Source organism: Tenacibaculum sp. SDUM215027 (assembly GCF_050566205.1).
Lineage (GTDB): Bacteria > Bacteroidota > Bacteroidia > Flavobacteriales > Flavobacteriaceae > Polaribacter.
This window is the reverse complement of sequence record NZ_JBNXUE010000005.1, coordinates 118,367-141,910: the sequence shown is the minus strand read 5'-3', so window position 1 is coordinate 141,910 and position 23,544 is coordinate 118,367. Positions and strand designations below refer to the sequence as shown.

Sequence of the window (23,544 nt, the reverse complement as noted above, 5' to 3'; positions counted from 1 at the left end):
GTACAAGGCAAAAGAGTAAATATGGAAAGCACAACATGTTTTCATTGTGGTAACGAGTGCGATACAAAAACAATTACAATAGAAGATAAATTTTTCTGCTGTAATGGATGTAAAACAGTTTATGAAATTTTTTCAGAAAACGATTTAACTTGTTATTACGATTTTCAAAACAACCCAGGAGCAATACCGGAAGAAATACAAGGAAAATATGATTTCTTGGATAATGGATCTATTGTAGATAAACTATTAGAGTTTAACGACGGTAATGTACAGGTAATAAATTTATACATTCCGCACATACACTGTAGCTCATGTATTTGGGTGTTAGAAAATCTACATAAATTACAAAAGTACGTATCTTCATCACAGGTTAACTTTCCGAAGAAAACAGTTCGAATTACTTATAATTCTGAAAAAACATCACTTAAAGAGATCGTATTACTATTAAGCTCTATTGGTTATGAGCCTTACATAAGCTTAGAAGATTATGAGGTTGGTAAAAAGAAAGTAGATCGTAGTTTAATTTATAAGCTAGGAATAGCTGGGTTTGCTTTTGGAAATGTGATGTTCTTGTCATTTCCAGAGTATTTTGAAGTGTCTGAATACTGGTTAGAACAATATAAAGGAATCTTCCGTTGGTTAATGTTCGCATTTTCACTTCCTGTAGTTTTTTATGCAGGACAAGATTATTTCATTTCAGCATATAAAGGACTTCGTTCAAAAATTTTAAATATTGATGTTCCAATTGCTTTAGGAATTTTAGTGCTATTTGTACGTAGTACAGCAGAAATAGTTCTTGACTTAGGAACAGGCTTTTTTGATAGTTTAACAGGACTAGTTTTCTTTTTATTACTAGGGAAGTTTTTTCAGCAAAAGACCTATAATTTCTTGTCATTTGAACGTGATTATAAATCTTATTTTCCAATTGCTGTAACCAAGATAACTATCGAAGGGAAGGAGGAAAACACACAAATATATGACGTTACAAAAGGAGATAGATTACTAATAAGGAATCAAGAGTTAATTCCTGTTGATGGAATTTTAATTAGCGGAGAAGCAAAAATAGATTATAGCTTTGTTACAGGTGAAGAGGTTCCTGTAAATAAAAAGTCAGGAGATAAGTTATTTGCAGGAGGAAAACAACTGTCAGGAAGCATAGAAATGGAGGTACTAGCTTCAGTTTCACAAAGTTACTTAACACAGTTATGGAGTAACGATGTGTTTCAGAAAGATAAAAACTCATCATTCAAAACATTAACCGATAAAATCAGTAAAAACTTTACGATAATCGTATTGTCTATAGCGTTTTTGTCTACAGCATTTTGGCTGTATCACGATTCAAGCTTGGCATTAAATGTATTTACGTCAGTATTAATTATAGCATGTCCGTGTGCTATTGCATTAGCAGCACCGTTTACATTAGGAAACATCTTACGAATTTTTGGAAGAAAGAAATTCTACTTAAAAAATGCGACGGTAGTAGAACAGTTAGCAGCTATAAATTCTGTTATTTTTGATAAAACAGGTACACTTACTACCAATAAAGAAAACACGATAACGTACGAAGGGGAAGGTTTAAGTGAAACTCAGAAATCGATTTTAAAAAGTTCATTACGAGCATCAAATCACCCGTTGAGTAGAATGCTATATACTTCATTAAAAGAAGAAATGTTACCTGTTGAAGGTTATCAAGAATATGTAGGAAAAGGAATTGAAGCAAGTTACCAACAAACAACTATAAAAATAGGCTCATCTTCTTTTGTGAAAAATGCAAAAGAACAATCAAACCTTGATACTTCGGTTCATATTAGTGTAAATAACGATTACAAAGGAAAATACATATTCAAGAATGCTTATAGAAAAGGAGTTGAAGACTTGTTTTCTGATTTAAGTAGAAGGTATGATTTATCAATAGTTTCAGGTGATAATGAAGGAGAAAAAAAGTTTTTGGAAGAATTATTACCAAAGGAAACTACATTTTTATTCAATCAAAAACCACAAGATAAGTTACACTATGTAGAAGAACTACAAGAAAAAAACAAAAGTGTATTAATGATTGGTGACGGATTAAACGATGCAGGAGCACTAGCACAAAGTAATGTAGGAGTTGCGTTGTCAGAAAACATCAATGTGTTTTCACCAGCTTGTGATGCTATTTTAGATGCAACAAAATTTAGTGAGATAGGAAATTATATAAAAGCATCGAAAAAAGCTATAAAAATTATAAAGTATTGTTTTTTGCTATCTTTAATGTACAATATTGTTGGACTTTATTTTGCGGTAACAGGACAATTAATGCCAGTAATAGCAGCTATTTTAATGCCGTTGAGTTCAATTAGTGTCGTGGTTTTTACAACCATAGCTACCAATATATTAGGGAGAAAAATAAAATAAAAAATTATGCAAGTAGCCTCATTTTTAGAAGATATAAAATTTAATGAACTTAAACCAGCAGTGTCTTTATTATTAGATACAGATTTTTCAAAAGAAATACGAGTGGTATTTAAAAAAGGGCAAACTATGGAAGATCACCAAGCTCCATTTGCAATCATTATTCAAATAGTAAAAGGATCTATAGATTTTGTAGTTGCAGGAGAAGTAAAACAAATGGTTACTGGAGATATAATTTCATTAAAACCACAAGTAGTACATAATCTAACAGCTACTGAAGAAAGTATCGTAAGGTTATCGTTATCAAAATTAGACACTTTAAAAAGAGTAAAAGAAATATAATTATGAATATTAATAAATACATAGACCATACATTACTAAAAGCAACAGCAACAAAAGCAGATATTGTTAAGTTGTGTAATGAAGCTAAAGAATATAATTTTTATGCAGTTTGTGTAAATGGATGTTATGTAGAGTTAGCAGCTAAAGAATTACAAGACTCAGAAGTGAAAGTAGCAGCAGTAATAGGCTTTCCATTAGGAGCAATGGCAACTAAAGCTAAGGTTTTTGAAGCTAAAGATTGCATTAAAAAGGGAGCTTCAGAAATTGATATGGTTATCAATATTGGAAAATTGTTAGATGGCGATGAGAATTATGTAGAAAAAGAAATCCGATTGATTAAAGAAGAAATAGGAGAAAATGTTTTAAAAGTAATTTTTGAAAACTGTTACTTATCTAAAGAACAAATTAAAGTAGCAAGTGAATTAGCGGTAGAAGCTGGTGCTGATTATGTAAAAACATCGACAGGTTTTGGTACAGGAGGAGCTACACTTAAAGATGTAGAAATAATGGATAGTGTTGTAGATGGGAAAGCTCAGATAAAAGCAGCAGGAGGTATTAGAGACATAGAAACAGCTAAGAAGTATATAGAAAAGGGAGTAACACGTTTAGGAACTTCTTCTGGAGTTTCTTTAGTAACTAGTGGTGTTTCAGATAAAAATCAATATTAAAATGAGCATACATATAGAAGCAAAAAAAGGAGAAATAGCAGAAACTGTTTTATTACCAGGCGATCCTATGCGTGCAAAATGGATAGCAGAAACATTTTTAGAAAATCCAGTTTGTTATAATGATGTTCGAGGTATGTTAGGATTCACAGGAACGTATCATGGAAAACAAATTTCTGTTCAAGGAACAGGAATGGGAATTCCTTCTGCGTTAATCTATGCTCATGAATTAATTAATGAATATGGAGTTAAAAATTTAATAAGAGTAGGATCTGCAGGCTCTTATCAAAAAGAAGTTAAAATCCGTGATATTGTTATAGCTATGGCGGCATCCACTAACTCAGGATTAAATACCATCCGTTTTAATGGGGCTGATTTTGCGCCAACAGCAAGTTTTGAGTTGTTTCAAAAAGCAGTTGATGCAGCAAAAGAAAAAGGAATTCCATTAAAAGCAGGAAATATTTTAAGTTCAGATGAATTCTATGCCGATGAATTTGAAAGCTATAAAAAATGGTCAGAGTATGGGGTATTGTGTGTTGAAATGGAAACTAACGGATTGTATACAGTTGCAGCTAAACATAAAGTAAATGCTTTATCCATCTTAACGATTTCAGATAGTTTAGTTACAGGAGAAAGAACTACAGCAGATGAAAGAGAACAAACTTTTAAAGAAATGATAGAAATAGCTCTAGAATTGGCATAATTGTCATTTCGAGTGATAGCGAGAAATCTCTTGCTAATAAAAATACACACATGAAAAATTCACTAATACAAAAATATAATATTCCTGGACCCAGATATACGAGCTATCCAACAGTTCCGTATTGGAATAACGATACTTTTTCAAAAGAGAAATGGATAAAAACCTTTAAACAATCATTTATAGAAAGTAATTCTTCAGAAGGAATTAGCTTATATATTCACTTACCATTCTGTGAAAGTTTATGCACATTTTGCGCATGTCATAAACACATAACCAAGCGTCATGAAATGGAAGATCCGTATATAGAAACAGTTTTGAAAGAGTGGCAATTATATGTTGATTTGGTAGATGAAACACCAGTGATAAAAGAAATTCACTTAGGAGGAGGAACTCCAACATTCTTTTCAGAAAAACAATTAAAAAGATTAATTGACGGGATTTTTGTTAATGCAAAAAAACACCCCGAACATGAATTCAGTTTTGAAGGGCATCCAAATAATACCACAAAGGAACATTTACAAACTTTATACGATTTAGGGTTTACACGAGTGAGTTTTGGAGTACAAGATTATAATCCAAAAGTACAAGAAGCAATTCATCGAATTCAACCCTTTGAAAACGTTAAAAAAGCACACAATTGGGCAAAGGAAATAGGCTATACCTCTATCAGTCACGATTTGGTGTTTGGATTACCATTTCAAACGAAAGAAAATGTAATTCATACGATTAATAAAACCAAAGAATTAGAGCCTGATAGAATTTCGTTTTATAGTTATGCACATGTTCCTTGGGTAAAAGGAGTAGGACAACGAGGTTTTAATGAAGATGATTTACCGAAGAATGAAGAAAAACGAGAACTGTACGAAATAGGAAAGGAGTTATTTGCAGAAATGGGGTATGTAGAAATAGGAATGGATCATTTCGCACTACCTACCGATAGTTTGTACAAAGCCACCCAAGAGAAAACATTACATCGTAACTTCATGGGGTATACCGCTAACAAAACGCAATTAATGGTTGGTTTAGGAATGTCGTCAATATCTGATTCTTGGTACGGATTTGCACAAAACGTAAAAACGGTAAAAGAGTACGAAAGAATTGTAAACGAAGGAGAAATACCTGTGTTTAGAGGGCACATATTATCCAAAGAAGATTTAATTATTAGAAAGCATATTTTAAATATTATGTGTCATTTTTCCACTTCGTGGGAAGAAGACTCGTTACAGATTGAAAGTGTAGAGAACCATATTGAGAGATTAGAAGAAATGATAGAGGATGGTTTGGTTTTTATTGAAGGAAGTAAGTTAACTGTTCCAGAAAAAGCTAGGCCCTATGTGCGTAATATATGTATGGCATTTGATAAAAAATTACACGAAAAACAACCAGAAACCAAATTGTTTTCAATGACAATTTAATAATCAAAAACTCGAAGATTTTTTCTTCGAGTTTTTTTATATAAAAAACTTGAAACATGACAAAAGTCATATTTTAAGAAAACCTTCACAAGTATCTTTGAACTATAATTATCAGGCAAGATATGAGCGTTATTTATTTACTACTATCACTAAGTATTTTAGTGGCTATTATTTTCTTTATAGCATTTATTGTTTCAGTAAAAAAAGGACAGTACGATGATTCGTACACACCCTCAGTTCGCATGTTGTTTGATGATGAACTGGTAAAAGAAGAAACAAAAACTAACAATTAACAATAGATATTAAATTCAAATAGATTATGGAAATGCAACAATTTTATTACGATAATAAAATCGTAAAAAAATTCATCTACGCAACCTTACTATGGGGGATAGTAGGTTTTTCAGTAGGATTGTTATTGGCTTTTATGTTCTTATTCCCAAATTTAACTGACGGAATCTCGTGGTTAAGTTTTGGACGATTAAGACCATTACATACGAACGCAGTAATTTTTGCATTCGTAGGAAATGCCATTTTTGCAGGAGTTTATTACTCACTACAACGATTACTGAAAGCACGTATGGCGAGTGATTTTTTAAGTAAGTTTAATTTTTGGGGATGGCAGTTAATAATTGTTGCAGCAGCCATAACGCTGCCTTTAGGATATACAAGTTCTAAAGAATATGCCGAATTAGAGTGGCCTATAGACATTGCCATAGCATTGGTTTGGGTAGCTTTTGGCGCTAACATGATTTGGACCATTTTCCAAAGAAGACAACGTCATTTATATGTAGCTATTTGGTTTTACTTAGGAACTTTTGTAACCGTAGCGGTATTACACATATTTAATAGTTTAGCACTACCAGTTGGTTTCTTAAAATCATACTCAGTATATGCAGGAGTTCAAGATGCATTGGTACAATGGTGGTATGGACACAACGCGGTGGCGTTCTTCTTAACTACTCCGTTCTTAGGATTAATGTACTATTTTGTTCCTAAAGCGGCAAATCGTCCAGTATACTCGTATAGATTATCGATTGTACACTTTTGGTCTTTAATCTTTATTTACATCTGGGCAGGACCTCACCATTTATTATATACATCGTTACCAGATTGGGCTCAAAACTTAGGAGTTGCATTCTCTGTAATGTTAATTGCACCATCTTGGGGAGGTATGATTAACGGGTTATTAACACTCCGTGGAGCTTGGGATAAAGTAAGAGTAGACCCAGTATTAAAATTCATGGTAGTTGCAATTACAGGTTATGGTATGGCAACGTTTGAAGGACCAATGTTATCATTAAAGAATGTAAATGCAATTGCACACTTTAGTGATTGGATTATTGCTCACGTACACGTAGGAGCCTTAGCATGGAACGGATTCTTAACTTTCGGTATGTTATACTGGTTAGTACCAAGAATGTTTAAAACAAAATTATACTCTACAGCATTAGCAAACTTCCATTTCTGGATAGGTACCTTAGGTATTATCATGTATGCATTACCAATGTATGTAGCAGGATTTGTACAAGCATCAATGTGGAAACAATTCAACCCTGATGGAACCTTAACATACGGTAACTTCTTAGAAACAGTAAATGAAATTATTCCAATGTATTGGATGCGTGCTATTGGAGGAAGTTTATTTATTCTAGGAGCATTCGTAATGTTATACAACATTGTTAAAACTGTAAGATCAGGTAGTGGAGTAACAGATGAATTAGCAGAAGCTGCCGCGTTAACAAAAGTATCTAAATACAGAACTTCTAAAGAAGGGTGGCACACTTGGTTAGAAAGAAGACCAGTAAAATTAACAATCTATGCTACAGTAGCAATTTTAATTGGAGGTGTTGTTCAAATTATACCAACTTTATTAGTGAAGTCAAATATTCCAACTATAACAAGCGTACAACCATATACACCTTTAGAATTGGAAGGTAGAGATATTTATATCCGTGAAGGGTGTGTAGGATGTCACTCACAAATGGTACGTCCATTCAGATCAGAAGTAGAACGTTATGGAGAGTTCGCAAAAGCAGGAGAGTTTGTATACGATCATCCATTCTTATGGGGATCTAAACGTACAGGTCCAGATTTATTAAGAATAGGAGGAAAGTATAATGATAGTTGGCATTTAAATCATATGTATGATCCACAAAGTACTTCACCAGGTTCTATCATGCCATCATACCAATGGTTAGTAAGAGACGAATTAGATAAGAGCAATACCGAAGGTAAAATGAAAGCAATGGTTAGTTTAGGTGTTCCGTATACTGAAGAAGATATAGCTAATGCGCAAGTAAGTATGGAAGAGCAAGGAGCCAAAATTCAAGAGAACTTATATGCTGATCCAGATTTTGCAACAAACTATGAAGCAGATAAGAAATATGCTCAAGAAAACGGACAAACTTTCATTGAAATGAAAGATAGAGAAATCGTAGCCTTAATCGCTTACTTACAAAGATTAGGAACCGATATTAAAGTAAAAGATATTGAAGATCAATTAAGCGCTAAAAACTAGAAGTTATGTTAAAGTTTGTAAAAAACCATATGGAAACTATTGCAGGTATTGAAATATACCCAATTATTTCGCTAACCATATTCTTTACATTTTTTGTAGTGTTGTTTTGGTGGGTATTTACGGCCAAAAGAGAATATATAAGTAATGTAAGTAAGTTACCTTTAGATAATTAGTAAAATTAAACAAGATGAAAAAATATTTTCAATCTATAGTATATATCATTTTTGTTGCAGTAACCTTTTTTGCTATTGCCACTGCAATTAAATCATACAAAAACCCATTTAGTTTGTATGAACATCCGTTAGTATGGATAGCAATTGTGGGGCTTGTAACAGTAGTTGTTTTAAAAGAAGCGTTAAATATTGTTGCTCAACAAAAAGCAAAGCAGCTTCAAATGGAAAAGGATGGTATTCAGCCAGAAGAAGTTGATAACTGGGCTTGGGCAAAGAAAATTATAGATAAATGGACGGAAGCTAAAGCCGTGGAAGAAGAGGATGAAATTATTCTTGATCATAACTATGATGGAATTAAAGAGTTAGATAATAACTTACCACCATGGTGGCTATATATGTTTTATGCAACAATCATTTTTGCAGCGGTATATTTAGTAAGATATCATGTGCTTGGAGCAGATAATCAAGAGATGGAATACGCTCAAGCTGTAGCTGAAGCTAAAAGAGAGTTAGCAGCATTTAAATCAAATTCTAAAGAAGCAGTTATCGATGCAGAGACAGTAACAGTTTTAACAGATGCTGGTGATTTAAGTAGAGGTAAAGCAGTATATAACCTAAACTGTGCTGCTTGTCACGTTGCAGATGGTGGTGGAGGTATTGGACCAAATTTAACTGATGAATATTGGATTTTAGGAGGTGGAGTCAAGAACATTTTTAATACGATTTCTAATGGTGGTAGAGACGGTAAAGGGATGGTTGCTTGGAATAAAACGTTAAAGCCAAAAGATATTCAAAAGGTAGCAAGTTATATTATTTCTTTACAAGGAACTACTCCAGCAAAACCAAAAGAACCTCAAGGAGAGTTATATAAAGAAGAAGGTCAAGCAGCAGCTGTTGCAGAACCAACAGGAGAACAACCAAAAGACAGTATTCAATAAAAATAATAGTTACAAATTAGTTTTTAATAGTTGATTATGGAAACACCCAAAAACGAACAATTCAGAGATAGTATTGGTACTATAAATGATGAAGGAAAAAGGGCTTGGGTGTTTCCAAAAAAACCAAGTGGTAAATTTTATAAATACCGAAGCTATGTAAGTTACTTTTTATTAACTTTTTTATTACTAGCACCTTTCATTAAAATTAACGGAAATCAGTTTTTACTATTTAATGTTTTAGAACGTAAGTTTAACATTTTCGGGTTTCCTTTTTGGCCACAAGATTTCCATTTAATGGTAATCTCCATGATAATAGGAGTGGTGTTTATCATTCTATTTACAGTTGTTTTTGGTCGAATTTTTTGTGGATGGATTTGTCCACAAACCATTTTTTTAGAAATGGTTTTCAGAAAAATAGAATATTTAATTGAAGGAGATAGAGGAAAGCAAATTCGTTTGGCTAAGCAATCTTGGAATGCTGAAAAGATTAGAAAAAGAATTTTAAAATGGGTTCTCTTTTTTATCATCTCTTTTATTATAGCAAATGTATTCTTAGCATATTTAATAGGGAGTGATAAGCTTATAAGTTATATAACAGGAAACCCATTAGATCATGTAAGTACTTTAATCTCATTGTTGATTTTTACAGGAGTGTTCTATTTTATTTTTGCATGGTTTAGAGAGCAAGTGTGTATTATTGCTTGTCCTTATGGTAGACTACAAGGAGTATTATTAGATAATAAAACGATTAATGTAGCCTATGATCATGTAAGAGGAGAAGGAAAGGCAGGAAGAGGAAAGTTTAATAAAAAAGAAGATAGAACAGCGACAGGAAAAGGAGATTGTATTGATTGTTTTCAATGCGTTAATGTATGTCCTACAGGAATTGATATTCGTAACGGAACACAGTTAGAGTGTGTAAACTGTACAGCTTGTATTGATGAATGTGACCACATAATGGAAAAAGTTGGGTTGCCAAAAGGGTTAATTCGTTATGCCAGTGAAGAAAACATTGTTAAAAAAACTCCTTTTAAGTTTACAGCAAGAATGAAGGGGTACTCTGCTGTATTATTCATTTTGACAGGAATTTTAGTAGGAATGTTATTTTTAAGAAATGATGTAGAAGCTACAGTTTTACGATTACCAGGTCAATTGTATCAACATAAAGAAAACGGAATTATTAGTAATATTTACACTTTTAAAGTAGTAAACAAAACAACCGAACAGATAGATAATGTGAGTTATAAGTTGTTATCTCACAATGGAACAATAGAAATGGTAACACATCAAAATTTTGAAGTGCCTAAACAAGGGTTAGCAGAAGGAACTTTGTTTATTGAGTTGCATCAATCTGAAATGAAAAAAGAAAAGGAAAAACTAGAAATTGGAGTATTTAGTGGTGATAAACTTATTGAAACGACTACAACCAACTTTTTAGGACCAAGAAGTTATAGATAATTACGAATAAGAATTAAGAAGTGATTTCATCGTAAATAAATGGATTACTTCATTTAAAAATAAATAAAAATGAAACTAAACTGGGGCACGAGTATAGTAATTGCAATTATAAGTTTTATGGGGTTTATCATGTATTTTGTAATAACAATGAGTACAGGTAAAAACTATAATCACGATTTGGTAACTGAAAAATATTATCAACAAGAATTAGAGTTTCAGAACAAAATAAATGCAACTAAAAATGCGAAAGCATTAAAAGACAATATTAAAATAGAAAAAGTAACTGAAGGAATTAAAGTCCATTTTCCAATGAACTTTAACCCAAAAGATATAAAAGGAAAAGTGTTCCTATACAGACCATCTGATAAACAATTGGATTTCGAAATACCTATTTCGATTTCCAAAACATATTTGCTCGTGCCTGAGAATCGTTTGTTGGGTGGTCGTTGGAACATAACAGTTTCTTGGAGCTACAAAAATAAAGATTATTTATTTCAGAAAGAGTTGGTGTATTAATGTTTCTTTCGGCAATCATATTTGGATTATTAGGAAGTTTCCACTGTATTGGTATGTGTGGGCCTATAGCCTTTATGTTACCTGTAGATAGAACGAATAAAGTAAAGCAGTTTTTTCAAATTACTAGTTATCATTTAGGACGCTTATTTACTTATAGTTTAATAGGTTTTTTATTCGGATTACTGGGAAAAGGGTTTTATTTCTTTGGGTTTCAGCAACAACTATCAATTATTGTTGGGGTATTAATGATTTTGGCTATTCTAGTGCCTAAAACCTTTCAGAAATATAATTTTTCAAATCCAATAAATAGGTTGGTAATGAAAGTAAAATCTTCTCTGGGAAAAGAGTTAAAGAAAAAAGGAAACGATACCTTTTTTACAATTGGCTTTTTAAACGGTTTTTTACCTTGTGGCTTAGTATATATGGCAGTTTTTGGAGCACTAACTACAACAAATATGTTGTCAGGAAGCCTATATATGTTTCTATTCGGGTTAGGAACTATACCGTTAATGACAGCAGTAGTTTATGTAGGTAATTTCGCAAATGGCTTGGTGCGAAAAAGAATTCAACAAGCAATACCTTATGTTGTAGTTTTTATAGGAGTATTGTTTATTCTTAGAGGATTAGGGTTAGGAATACCTTATGTTTCTCCTCTTCCTGTAACAGATATTCATAATTCAGTTGAAGGCTGTCATTAACCATAATTTAAAACAGCCTAAATATTTAGTATACAAGGTGTTTTTTTAATGTTTATTTGCTAGTTTTTCGTTTATGTCAATACTTTGAGTTATATAGTTTCCTTGATTATCTATTATTACATTTCCTTTTAATGCAAAAGCATCATAAAAATTAAGAATTGTTTTGTTTGGTAAAAAAGTTGCTTCTACAATAATTTTACCATAAGCATCATTTAAAAAAGAATTGTTTTGTTCATTAAAATACCATAGTTTATTTCCTGTTATAGTATCATATGCCGAAATGGTATAAGGAGTTTCTTTTTTTATGTTGACTTTGTGTCTAATAATAACAACATTATTTGTGTAAGAAATAATTTCAGCATTTAAAAACACAGCTTCTTGTAAAGTAGTAGCTAGTTGTTTCTTTTTTGCTAATAATTTATATCTATGTTCGTTTATGCGTCTTAAATAGTATGTGCTGTTAGTGTATTTGTATTGATCTGTGATTAAATTATCATCTGTATGCAAGTATAATACCTCACCATAGTTAGTTTTTATATAAATACTATTTTTTTGAGCAGAAGAGTAACTTAATTCGGCAATACCTCTTTTTTGATATTTTTCTGGCATCATACGATTTAAATCCTCTTTGTTTTTTATAATCATGGAGCTGTTAACCATGTCAAAAGCTTTTAAATAATCATTAGAAGCTTCAAATAACCACAGGGTATTTTTTGCATTAAAAGTGTGAATACTACTACCAGGAATAACTAATTTTTCAAATAAAACAGTATCTACTTTGGTGGTGTTAAATTTTCTTACAACTAAAAATGAAGAGTCATTGCTTACGGTTTTGTGTTCTTTAATATAGCTACCTTTTATTTTTTGTATACCTATTTCCCAAATTTCATTATTAGGATTATATATACGCTCTTTAAGTACATAAGCACCTCTTTCATTAATGTTTAAAAAAGATTCAATATTTATGAATTTGGGCATAAAGTAGAAGCTAACAACAAGTAGTGTTAAAATAAAATCTCTTTTAGCTAATTGCGTGTTTTGTGCTTTAAAATTTAAAAATGTAGCAATAGCAGAAAATACCCCAAAGTAAAAAATTAGAGCAATAAAAATCACTAAAAGTAAAGGTAGTGCTATATATAAACCATCATTATTTAATACAAAAAAATCAAAAGTCCATCCATTTTGCCCTGGTTTGTATGAATAATGTGTACTGGTATATGCTATAAGTCTATTAAAAAAAAGTCGGTTGGGTATGGTAATAAAAAACTTTAATAAAATTCCTAAAATAGAAACGACCATTAAAGAAATAAAGGCACGTACAATAACGCCTGCAAATTTGGAAGAGTTTTTATTCATAACAAATGTAAAATTTAAGAAAACAAATGTATAGAATATATAGTAGTTTATAAACTGACAAAAATCATAGCTTTACTGATAAAAATTAGGTAACTTTATAGGAGACATTAAACCTAAAAGTAATTAATCATGAAAAAAATTATAGTCCCAGTTGATTTTTCTGAATATTCTGAAAATGCTTTACAAACAGCAGCTTTTTTAGCAAAAAGATCAGATGCTGAGGTATTGGTAGTACATATGCTTGAGTTGTCTAACGCTGTCTTAAGTCGCTCAGAAAGCTATTTACAACAAGAAATGTTGTTTTACCTACAAATGTCTGAAAAAAAGTTAGCAGAATTTTTAAAGAAAGATTATTTATCAGGAATAAAAGTAACACCAGTTATAAAACATTTTAAAATATTTAGTGAGATAGATCTTTTAGCAAGAAACGAAGGAGCAGATTTGATAGTTATGGGGTCTAAAGGAGCTAGTGGTTTAAAAGAAATGTTTATAGGTTCTAATACAGAAAAGGTTATCCGTTATGCACATGTACCTGTATTAGTTATTAAAGAAGAGCCAGTAGTAAAACAAATAGAAAAGGTATTATTTGCTTGCGATTTTTCTGATGATGACGTGAAGCCATACAAGGAAGCAAAAGAGTTTATTAAGAAATTTAATGCAGATATGGAACTAGTGTATGTGAGTACTCCAACTTCTAAATTTAAAAGTACAAAAGAGTTAGAAGAAAGAATGAAGCGTTTTTTCAATCAAACTAATGAAAGTTATGATGAAGGGGTTCATAAAGTAAAAATAATTTCTGATTACACAGTAGAAAAAGGAGTGTTTTACCATGCAAATAAAATAAATTCAGATGCTTTAGTGGTAGCGACTCATGGAAGAAAAGGAATAGCACACTTTTTTGAAGGTAGCATTTCAGAAGATATTGCTAACCATAGTAAATTACCAGTGTTGTCTTTTAAAATTTAATACAACACAGAAAATAAAAAAGCTCATTCAATTTGAATGAGCTTTTTTATTAGTTTTTAATAGTTTCTTTAATTTTTACTTCTTTCTTTAATTCAGGAAGCCTTTTTTTAAGAAATAATATTTGACCTAAATGACTCGATTGGTGTTCCATAACATGGAACCAGGCATATTGATTAGAAATACTATTCCCTGCGTTAGTACTTTTAAACCATTTATCATTTCTTTTTCTTAACTCTTCTATAGTTTTATTTCTAACGTTATTGTAAATGTCTAAATAATAACTAATAGGTTTACCTTTTAATAAATCTCTTCCTTTATTATCTAGATCCATTCCAGCATCCCATTCTTCTTTATTTTTTTTATCGATTAAAGATTTTCCAAAAGTATATTTTTGATAATAAGCTTCAGCTGCAGCTAAGTGCATGATTAAAGAACCAATTCTATTGGCTTTAGGGTCGTGTAAGTGATCTACGTGTTCTTGGGGTAAACTTTTTACAGTTCTTTCAACTCTTCTTTTTAAATCTTCTAACATAGAAATCATACTTTCTATCTCAGGGTTTTTCGCATCTTCTTTTCCTATGTAACCCCATTTTTGATCTGGGACTTTAATACCTCTACCTTTTATTAGTAGAGATTTTTTACCAGAAAAGCTGTCATTACTAGATTCCAAAGAATATTCTTTAACTCTTACTGAGTTTTTTTTATTTATTGATTCATTCCAACCAACTATTTTATTATTAGTTATAGTTTTTTCAAAGTTATTGTTAATAAATTTAACCTCTTGGAAGTTTCCTTTTTCATCTTCTATAAGAAGTTTAATATCATCAAAATAAAAATCTCCATTATAAGAGCATAATCCGCCAAAATTTAAAGATTTCGAGTTTTCGTTTATAAAACCTTCAATGGTATATTTCTGCCATTGATTATTTACCACTCTTCTATTATTCATATTATCAAAAAAACCAACTTCACCATCCTTGGTGTCAACCCTAGCCCATAAACCACCCCAAGCCATTCTATCAAGAGTTTTAACCTTCATACTACCAATTACTTTAAACTTCTTTTTGTTTTTAGAATTAATATTTAAGGTTTGAGTAAATGAAGTCCAGTCTCTCGAAATAGTTTTTTGTTGACTAAAAGAAAATAGTGCTAATAACAGTAAATAGAAAGTAATAATCTTTTTTTTATTTTTCATAAATTTTAATTTTTTTCAAATGTAATAAAATAAAAAAACCGTTGAAAAGAACAACGGTTTTTTATATTTTAAGAGAAAAGTAAATTTTACTTTTCTTCTTTAGCTTTTATATCATCTACAAATTTTTGTAAACGCTTACCATATTCAGAGCTTTTAACTTTATCTGTTAAACTGTTATTAATAGTATCTAAAAGTTGAATGTTAGCGTCGTATAATTCAGATAATGCAATATATGGTGCAGCTTCACTATCAGCGTTTGCAATGGCAAAGTTTGTAGAGAATAAGTAACGACGACGGATCATTTTTTTGTAATCAGCTTCTACCTGCTCTAATTGTACTTCATCCTGAGCTTGACGAGCTTCAACTTCTTTTTTAACAAAGTCTAAACGTTGATCTATAAATCGTTGGTTTATTTTACGGTACTCATCCATTACCTCCTGGTTTTTAGAACCTTTAATTTCAGGCTTAAAACCAAATTCTTCAATTTTATCGTTTATAGTAATTTCACCTTCTTCACCAAAAAACATGATGTGTTTATCTGTGGTATTACCATCAAAAGTTAGGTAATATATTACAGGAGATTCAATATTATCTGTTAGTATAAATTTATCATCACCTAACAACGCCATAGAATCAACAGATACCAATAATGTATCCTTCATCTTTTGAAGATATAAAGTACCTTTTTTTAATCCTTTAATCTGACCTTTAACAATCATGTTACCCTCTTTTTTAGAGGAACAAGCAAAAGCAACAAGTGCAATTGCGAAAAGAGCAATAATTTTCTTCATTGAATTCAAAATTTGTCTGTTGCAAATATGCAGATTTCTCCTAAACTTTTGAGGCTATTTCCATTAAAATTGTACATAGGATTGCACCTACAGTACCGATAGCGTATCCAAAAACAGCTAATAAAACACCTACGGTTGCTAAAGAAGGGTGAAAAGCTTGCGCTACAATTGGAGCAGAAGCAGCTCCTCCTACATTTGCTTGACTTCCTACAGCTAGGAAGAAATATGGAGCACGAATTAATTTAGCTACTAATATTAATAATCCAGCATGAATTGCCATCCATACTAAACCAATAAAAATTAAATTGAAGTTATCAAAAATTAGCGTTAAGTCCATTTTCATACCAATAGTTGCTACCAGTACATAAATGAAAATACTTCCTATCTTACTAGCACCGGCACCTTCGTAGTTTTTAGCTTTAGTAAAAGATAAAACAACAGCAGCAATTGTTGATATACTAATTAACCAGAAGAAGTTAGAACCCAAGAAAGAGAAAATGTTTCTCATAGTTTGAGACTCCATACTTGCTGTAAACGAAGCAAAAACATCACTTAAATACGCTCCTGCAAAATGACCAAAACCAACAGTTCCAAAAGCAATAGCAAGCATAATTATAAAATCGGTTAAAGTTGGATTTCTTTTAACACTTTGAGTAAAGTTAGAAACTCTTTGTTTTAAATCTTCAATAGCTGAGGTATCAGCTTTTAACCATTTATCTATTTTATCTTTTTTACCAATTCCAATTAAAATGATTGCCATCCAAATATTAGCCACTACAATATCAACAAATACCATTCCTCCATATTTAGCAGGATTGTATTGGTAAATTTCTAGCATGGCAGTTTGGTTAGCTCCACCACCAATCCAGCTACCAGCTAAGGTAGAAAGTCCTCTCCAAACAGCATCAAAACCTGCACCGCCAACTGTTTCTGGCGAAACAGAAGAAATTAATAAAATAGCTATAGGCCCTCCAATTACAATTCCTATAGTACCTGTAAAAAACATGATTAATGCTTTTGAACCTAAGTTAAAAATAGCTTTTAAATCGATACTTAAAGTCATTAAAACTAAGGCAGCAGGCAATAAAAATCTACTAGAAACATAGTATAGTTGTGATTTGTTTTTTACGACTTCGCCAGCAGCACTAGTAGTTTCCCATTCTGGGGAGATAATACCAAGTGTTGTGAATATTGCAGGGATAAAATAAGCCATAAATAATCCTGGGACTATTTTGTAAAACTTAGGCCAAAACCCTGTAGTTTTAGATTCTGTATAAAATACAAAACCTAACGAAATCATTAAAATACCAAATACGATTGCATCGTTTGTAAAAAGAGGTGCTTCCATTTAAAAATAATTTGTCGCTAAAGTATGAAATATTAGTTAGTTCTATTTTCTATGGTCTGTGCTGATTGCAACTCCTAATTGAATTCTATTAAAGTTACCAACCTCATTTAGATTTATTAGTTGATACCCTGCTTGAAGCTTAACTATATCAGATACTTTGTATTTAAAACCAACTCCAAACCAGTTTTGATTATAGGCTTCACCCTTAAAGTCTAAAAAAGTTTCATTATACAAATATGTAGACCATTTTTCATTGATAGGATACCCTAAGGCCAATTGGTATCGAAAAAAATTACCAGTTATTGATTCAAAAAAACGTTGTTCTCCTCTAAAACGATGTGCTAAATTTAAGCTAGCTATTTTATGCTTTACATTTAGGTCTTCATAAATTCGATGTTCGTTAAAATCTCCTGCATCAATATCAAAAGTTCTATCAGTATTTAAGAAAGCGTATCCTACAGTAGCGCTTAAAGTTTTGTTGAATTTATAATTACCACCTAAACGTCCGATGAATTGCTGTATATCGTCTCCAATTTCAAAAAAACGGAAATGCGCCATGCTTTTTAAACTAAACTTATCAGAAATTTGATGAGATCCGTTGTACATATACCATACACCTAATTCTTTTGTTGGGTCTGGGGCTGCTGATTGTTGAGCGAAATTGTTTAATGAAAATAAAGTGATAATTAATAAAGTTAACTTTTTCATAATTGTTAAAGTGGTTGTTTGTTATATTAAAAATCCCCTACATATCCGGTATATGTAGGAGATTTAATTGTTATGTAAGCAAAAATAAAAACCAGAGTTTTCTTACGAAAAATTAGGATGTTAAAATTGCGCCAACTTGTTTATAATTCATCATTTTTAATAGGCTCTTCTTTTTTTAGATAAGTATCTAAAAATTGTAAAATTCTACTATTAGCTTCTATTTGATTTTCCTTTTTAACAAAACCATGTCCTTCATCATCAAAAAGAACATATTCTACTGGAACTCCATTTTTTTTAACTCCAGCTACAATTTCGTCTGACTCTACTTGTAAAACTCTTGGGTCTTTAGCTCCTTGTAACACCATTAAAGGTTTTGTTACTTTATCTGTATGAAATAAAGGAGAAATTCTTTTCAATCTTACCGAGTCTGCAGAGTGTGGATCGCCTAACTCTTTGTATAAAGCTTCTCTAAAAGACTCCCACCAAGAAGGGATACTTTTTAATGTACGCATCCAGTTCGTAACTCCGTAAATGTTTACTCCAACAGCAAATTCTTCAGGTGTATATGTTAAAGCAGCCATTGTCATATAACCACCGTAAGAACCTCCTATGATTCCTATTTTTTCAGCGTCTATTTCTGGTTGTTTTGCTAACCAATTTTTACCCTCTACACAATCTTGTAAATCTTTTTCTCCGTGATTTAAATCATCCATAGTAAAAAAGGTTTTACCATATCCGCTACTACCACGATTGTTAACAGCCAAAACAGCGTATCCGTGGTTTACTAAATATTGAATTCTAGAACTGAAATTTTGACGTGATTGCCCTCCAGGACCTCCATGAACCCAAACTAAAGCAGGAACTTTAGTATCTTTTGAAGCTTGATGTGGTAAGTAGTAGATTGCAGGAATAGTTACTCCATCAAAAGAAGGGTAACGGATTACTTTAGCTTTTACTAAATCTTCGGGGTTAATTTCTTTATTTAATACGTCAGTTAGTTGTGTTTGCTTTTTTGTTTTTAAGTCATACACATATAAGTTAGAAGGAGTGTTAGAGCCACCAGCATAAAAACGCATTATGTTTTCATCTCTAGAAAAACCAACACTAGTAATGCTTTTTCCATTAACATTAGGTAGTTCTATGTTTTTACCAGCTTTAATATCATAAACTTCAATTACATTCTTAGCATCTTCATTAATATATGTTACTCTGTAGCTACCATTATTGGTAAAGTAACTTCCAGAAATATCCCAGTCTTTAGCTAATACTTTTTCTGTTTCATTGGTACTAATAGTATATTTCATTAAGGTAGCAAATTCACCTTCCGCATCTGTTGTGTAGTAAAACTCAGTATCATCGATAGAAAAATCAGCTGCTGAATTACCACTTAATCTTAGGTTAATTTTTGTAATTACTTTGGTGGTTCTATCAAACAAAAATAAATCACTATCGTTAGTATTAACCGTTTTACTTAATGCTAATATATTTTTGTTGTTTGATATAGCCGAAACGTTATAACCTTCTTTGTTCTCATAAATCATTTTAGGAGTAAAAGTTTCAAGATCCATTTCGTAGAGATCCATAAAGCGATTGTCTCTTTTGTTTGAAGTAAAAAAGAAACTTTTTTCATCTTTAGCCCATCCAAAAAAGCTAGCTCTAGCTCCTTTAGTTGGTGTTAAATCTTTAATGTAACCATTAAGTTCTCTTAAAAAGATGTGGTAAATTTCATCACCATTATTATCCATTCTAAACAGCATTCTTTCATCTTTTGGAAAATAAGAGGTTGCAAAAACTGAAGAGCTATCTGATTTTGTAATAGGCTTTAACTCACCACCAGAAGTTGAAACAGTGTACATGTTATAAATTCCTGAACGATTACTAGTTACTAGTAATTTAGAGTTATCAGGAGAAAAACTTCCTCCAAAAACATTTTCGTTATCCATCATTTGCTCAATAGAGTATTTTTTGAGTGTTACAATGGCTTTGTCAGAATCTTTTTTATCCATTTTACAGGCAACTACCGAAAGGGCAATAGCAAGTAGTAAGAAATGTTTTTTCATAAGTGTATGTTTGGGTTATTAATTTTTGTTTTTAGTAAGCTTTTTTATTCTAAACTAAATTGCTTGGTTTCTTTAAAAGGAGACAAGTCTATTTTTTCAACTTCAATCTTATATTCTTTCCAATTTTTATTAAAGAAAGCATTGGTTTTTTCTAGTGCTGGTTTTAGTGCTTCTTTAAATTGAATAATTAATTGTTTTTCTGTAGAAGTTTGTTCTCCAAATCTACTATTAACGTATCTGCTAGCTATTCCTAAACGTTGCGTAACATTCATTTCTGGGTTTCGTGTAATACCCTGTCTTTTGTCTACCTTACCTAAATAAACAGCTAAAAGTGTATCTATTTTCTTAACAATATCTTTAGAGTTTTTAATTGATTCTTTGTAAAGTTTTTTGTCTTTTTTAGATAGTTTTTGATTGAAATTGTTTGCAATATTTTTACTTTCAACTAACTGTTTTACGGCATCAGCTATAATTTTTTGTTGAGCCTCTAAGTCTTTAGCTGTTGCATATTTTTGATCGATTGCGTTTTGAGAAATACGAAGTCTAGGATCAAATTTTACAGTAATATTTTTTTCTGATGTTTGGTTACCAAACGTAGCTTTTATTCTGTAAGTACCAGGTTTTACTTGTACACCCCTAGGTTCTCTTTTTTGTTTTCTGATTGTTCTTGAAGGTCGAGTAACACCTTTTTCACTCATAAACCAAACACCTTTGTGAATTCCGTTTTCTTTAGGAGTTTTTCTTTTAATAGTTCGAATAAGTCTGTTACCATCAAAAACTTCAAACTTGATAGAATCCCATTTTACTTTATTCTCATCCTCTTTTTTTAGTGGTTTCTTATCTTTTTCATCAGGTTTTTTTGTTGATTTTGGTTTATTCACATAAAACTTAACCAAAGCACCACGACCTCTGTTAGTTCCATTAAACATAGCATCAGCACCAAATCGGCTACCAGTGGGTTGTTGATAGGCTGCTTGATAGGCTGTTGGTGGAGTAAATAACTCAATGTTTTTGGTAAGAATATTGTTGTCTTTAGCTACTGCTCTTAGCGGACGAATATCATCCAACACCCAAGCTGCTCTACCAAAAGTACCAATAACTAAATCGTGTTCTCTTGGATGAATTATCAAATCTTTTACAGGAACAGTGGGGAAGCCTTCCGTCCATTTCGTCCATTTTTTTCCAGCATTGATAGAAATATACAAGCCATCATCAGTTCCTAAGAACAATAAATTTGGCTCAATTGGGTCTTCAATAATACATTGTGTAAAGCTTTTTACATCATTTTCATCAACAATACGTTCCCAAGTTGTTCCATAATCTTTAGTTCTGTAAGCATAAGGTTTATAGTTAAAACGACGATAATCGTTAGCAACTAGTAAAGCTTCTCCTTTATTTTTGTTAGATGCTTTTATTTGCGTAATCCAACTGTTTTCTGGTAATCCTTTTAGGTTTTTGGCAACATTTGTCCAAGTTGTACCTCCATTTTTAGTAATATGTACTTGTCCATCATCAGTAGCAGCCCACAACATATCTTTTTCAATAGGAGATGGTTCAATTACTAAAACAGTACAGTGGTTTTCTGCACCAGTAGCATCCATGGTTAACCCACCACTTTCAGATTGTTTGAGTTTACTTTTATCATTTGTAGTTAAGTCTGGAGAAATTACCTTCCATGTTAACCCTTTATCGGTTGATTTGTGTACAAACTGACTTCCAAAATATAGTGTGGAGTTATCAAAAGGATCAATATTGATAGCAGCATTCCAATTGAAGCGTAGTTTTACATCGGCATCAGGATGTGTTGGACGAACGGTATAATTATTACCTGTTTTGTAATCGTAACGTGATACATATCCTTGTTGACTCATAGACCAGCCATAACGCGAATCGTCTTTATCAGGAATAACATCAAAACCATCTCCAAAGCTAATCTCTTGCCAATAAGAATTTCGTATTCCTTGTGCTTTCCATACATAAGCTGGTCCTCTCCAAGAACCATTATCTTGCATACCGCCATACACATTATATGGAAACTCATTATCTACATTAATATGATAAAATTGAGCTACAGGTAAATTACCAATAAAACGCCAAGTTTTACCACCGTCTTTGGTAACATTCATTCCTCCATCATTTCCATCAATCATAAATTTTCCATTTTTTGAGTGAATCCACCAAGCATGATGGTCTGGGTGAATACCATTATCAACTCCATATGCAGGCATGAGTTGTTTAAAGTTCTTTCCACCATCAATAGAAACATTTACGTACGTAAAAACAGTATATAACTTATGTTCGTTTTGAGGATCTACATAAATTTCTGAATAGTAAAAAGGTCTATTTCCAATACCTTTTTTATCATTAACCTTTTTCCAAGAAAAACCACCATCTTCACTTTTATATAAAGCATTTTTCTTTGCTTCAACAAGAGCATACACAGTATTTGGGTTCGAAGGAGCGATTGCTACGCCAATTCTACCTAGTTCACCTTTAGGGAAGCCTTCTTTTTCGGTATTTTTTTTCCAGTTATCGCCACCGTCATGGGTAATGTATAAACCACTTCCTTCACCTCCAGATTTAAAAAACCAAGGATCTCGTTTGTGTTCCCACATAGTTGCTATTAGTTTATTAGGATTGGATGGATCCATAATTAAATCAGCAGCCCCAGTTTTGTTATTATTGAATAAAATTTGTTTCCAGGTTTTACCACCGTCGGTAGTTTTATATACACCACGTTCTTTATGTTCTCCCCAAGGAGATCCGATAGCGCCTACGTAAACAACATCTGGATTGTTTGGGTGTATAACTACACGATGTATGTGACGTGTTTTTTCTAATCCCATTGATTTCCATGATCTACCACCATCAAGAGACTTGAAAATTCCGTAACCACCATTTAAACTATTACGAGGGTTTCCTTCACCAGTTCCTGCCCAAATTACACTAGGATTGGATTGTTGTATGGCTAAAGCACCAATAGAAGCAGTTACTTCTTTATCAAAAATGGGTTCCCATTTAATACCTCCTGAAGTAGATTTCCAAATACCTCCAGAAGCTGTACCAACAAACATAATATCAGGGTTAGATTCTACAACATCAATGGCTGTTACACGTCCGCTCATTCCGCCAGGACCAATATTTCTTGGCTTCATTTTTTTGACTAAGTCCATTGAGAATTCTTGAGAAAAAACAGTGCAAGAGAAGGTTATAAACAGTAGATAAAAAAGGTTTTTCATAATGGTTAGTTGCTTGTAATTTAAGTTTGTACAATGTACAAAATAGAAAACGCCCAATAAA

The 23,544-nt window shown here is 31.8% G+C and carries 20 protein-coding genes; 13 read left to right on the top strand and 7 right to left on the bottom strand.

Going from position 1 to position 23,544, the window contains the following annotated elements; translation table 11 throughout:
• Nucleotides 1–21: 21 nt before the first annotated feature.
• From ACQYZ7_RS12290 to ACQYZ7_RS12235, 12 genes are all read left to right on the top strand, one after another.
• A complete protein-coding gene (locus ACQYZ7_RS12290; protein ID WP_430730029.1) occupies nucleotides 22–2,394 on the top strand; it encodes a heavy metal translocating P-type ATPase in 2,373 nt (790 codons plus the stop codon).
• Between the two features lie 6 nt (nucleotides 2,395–2,400).
• Entirely contained in the window at nucleotides 2,401–2,733 is a 333-nt protein-coding gene (locus tag ACQYZ7_RS12285; RefSeq protein WP_430730028.1) for a cupin domain-containing protein, read from the top strand.
• Between the two features lie 2 nt (nucleotides 2,734–2,735).
• Nucleotides 2,736–3,401 (top strand): deoxyribose-phosphate aldolase, encoded by a 666-nt coding sequence (deoC, locus tag ACQYZ7_RS12280; RefSeq protein WP_430730027.1) that lies wholly within the window; start codon nucleotides 2,736–2,738, stop codon nucleotides 3,399–3,401.
• Nucleotide 3,402: 1 nt separating this feature from the next.
• Nucleotides 3,403–4,101 carry a purine-nucleoside phosphorylase gene (deoD, locus tag ACQYZ7_RS12275; RefSeq protein ID WP_430730026.1) on the top strand — a complete coding sequence of 233 codons (699 nt, stop codon included), beginning with the start codon at nucleotides 3,403–3,405 and terminating at the stop codon, nucleotides 4,099–4,101.
• Between the two features lie 50 nt (nucleotides 4,102–4,151).
• Nucleotides 4,152–5,516, top strand: coding sequence for an oxygen-independent coproporphyrinogen III oxidase (gene hemN, locus ACQYZ7_RS12270; protein WP_430730025.1), 1,365 nt, complete (start codon nucleotides 4,152–4,154; stop codon nucleotides 5,514–5,516).
• A 122-nt stretch (nucleotides 5,517–5,638) separates the two neighbouring features.
• A complete protein-coding gene (gene ccoS / locus ACQYZ7_RS12265) occupies nucleotides 5,639–5,809 on the top strand; it encodes a cbb3-type cytochrome oxidase assembly protein CcoS (protein WP_115902068.1) in 171 nt (56 codons plus the stop codon).
• 26 nt (nucleotides 5,810–5,835) lie between these two features.
• The gene (gene ccoN, locus ACQYZ7_RS12260; protein ID WP_430730024.1) at nucleotides 5,836–8,037 is read left to right on the top strand and encodes a cytochrome-c oxidase, cbb3-type subunit I; all 2,202 of its coding nucleotides are present in this window, start codon (nucleotides 5,836–5,838) and stop codon (nucleotides 8,035–8,037) included.
• 5 nt (nucleotides 8,038–8,042) lie between these two features.
• The gene (locus ACQYZ7_RS12255) at nucleotides 8,043–8,210 is read left to right on the top strand and encodes a CcoQ/FixQ family Cbb3-type cytochrome c oxidase assembly chaperone (RefSeq protein WP_115902066.1); all 168 of its coding nucleotides are present in this window, start codon (nucleotides 8,043–8,045) and stop codon (nucleotides 8,208–8,210) included.
• Nucleotides 8,211–8,224: 14 nt separating this feature from the next.
• The gene (locus ACQYZ7_RS12250) at nucleotides 8,225–9,148 is read left to right on the top strand and encodes a cbb3-type cytochrome c oxidase N-terminal domain-containing protein (RefSeq protein ID WP_430730023.1); all 924 of its coding nucleotides are present in this window, start codon (nucleotides 8,225–8,227) and stop codon (nucleotides 9,146–9,148) included.
• 36 nt (nucleotides 9,149–9,184) lie between these two features.
• On the top strand, nucleotides 9,185–10,606 hold the full coding sequence (gene ccoG / locus ACQYZ7_RS12245; protein WP_430730022.1) for a cytochrome c oxidase accessory protein CcoG: 1,422 nt from the start codon (nucleotides 9,185–9,187) through the stop codon (nucleotides 10,604–10,606).
• 69 nt (nucleotides 10,607–10,675) lie between these two features.
• Nucleotides 10,676–11,122 carry a FixH family protein gene (locus tag ACQYZ7_RS12240; protein WP_430730021.1) on the top strand — a complete coding sequence of 149 codons (447 nt, stop codon included), beginning with the start codon at nucleotides 10,676–10,678 and terminating at the stop codon, nucleotides 11,120–11,122.
• Nucleotides 11,122–11,820, top strand: coding sequence for a sulfite exporter TauE/SafE family protein (locus ACQYZ7_RS12235; RefSeq protein ID WP_430730020.1), 699 nt, complete (start codon nucleotides 11,122–11,124; stop codon nucleotides 11,818–11,820). The genes ACQYZ7_RS12240 and ACQYZ7_RS12235 overlap by 1 nt, the downstream gene beginning before the upstream one ends.
• A 45-nt stretch (nucleotides 11,821–11,865) precedes the next feature.
• Here the strand turns inward: ACQYZ7_RS12235 and ACQYZ7_RS12230 are convergent, their stop codons facing one another.
• Complete coding sequence (locus tag ACQYZ7_RS12230) at nucleotides 11,866–13,176, bottom strand: hypothetical protein (protein WP_430730019.1); 1,311 nt, start codon at nucleotides 13,174–13,176, stop codon at nucleotides 11,866–11,868.
• 129 nt (nucleotides 13,177–13,305) lie between these two features.
• Here ACQYZ7_RS12230 and ACQYZ7_RS12225 point away from each other — a divergent pair, with 129 nt between their 5' ends.
• Nucleotides 13,306–14,142: a universal stress protein gene (locus ACQYZ7_RS12225; protein ID WP_430730018.1), complete on the top strand. Its 837-nt coding sequence runs from the start codon at nucleotides 13,306–13,308 to the stop codon at nucleotides 14,140–14,142.
• A gap of 49 nt (nucleotides 14,143–14,191) precedes the next feature.
• Here the strand turns inward: ACQYZ7_RS12225 and ACQYZ7_RS12220 are convergent, their stop codons facing one another.
• From ACQYZ7_RS12220 to ACQYZ7_RS12195, 6 genes are all read right to left on the bottom strand, one after another.
• Nucleotides 14,192–15,337: a DUF664 domain-containing protein gene (locus ACQYZ7_RS12220; protein ID WP_430730017.1), complete on the bottom strand. Its 1,146-nt coding sequence runs from the start codon at nucleotides 15,335–15,337 to the stop codon at nucleotides 14,192–14,194.
• An 86-nt stretch (nucleotides 15,338–15,423) separates the two neighbouring features.
• The gene (locus ACQYZ7_RS12215; RefSeq protein WP_430730016.1) at nucleotides 15,424–16,128 is read right to left on the bottom strand and encodes a DUF4369 domain-containing protein; all 705 of its coding nucleotides are present in this window, start codon (nucleotides 16,126–16,128) and stop codon (nucleotides 15,424–15,426) included.
• A 40-nt stretch (nucleotides 16,129–16,168) separates the two neighbouring features.
• Nucleotides 16,169–17,476 (bottom strand): DUF819 domain-containing protein, encoded by a 1,308-nt coding sequence (locus ACQYZ7_RS12210; RefSeq protein WP_430730015.1) that lies wholly within the window; start codon nucleotides 17,474–17,476, stop codon nucleotides 16,169–16,171.
• A gap of 42 nt (nucleotides 17,477–17,518) precedes the next feature.
• Nucleotides 17,519–18,184: a DUF2490 domain-containing protein gene (locus tag ACQYZ7_RS12205; RefSeq protein WP_430730014.1), complete on the bottom strand. Its 666-nt coding sequence runs from the start codon at nucleotides 18,182–18,184 to the stop codon at nucleotides 17,519–17,521.
• Nucleotides 18,185–18,324: 140 nt separating this feature from the next.
• Nucleotides 18,325–20,244, bottom strand: coding sequence for an alpha/beta fold hydrolase (locus ACQYZ7_RS12200; protein WP_430730013.1), 1,920 nt, complete (start codon nucleotides 20,242–20,244; stop codon nucleotides 18,325–18,327).
• 44 nt (nucleotides 20,245–20,288) lie between these two features.
• On the bottom strand, nucleotides 20,289–23,483 hold the full coding sequence (locus ACQYZ7_RS12195; protein WP_430730012.1) for a WD40/YVTN/BNR-like repeat-containing protein: 3,195 nt from the start codon (nucleotides 23,481–23,483) through the stop codon (nucleotides 20,289–20,291).
• Between the last annotated feature and the right edge of the window lie 61 nt (nucleotides 23,484–23,544).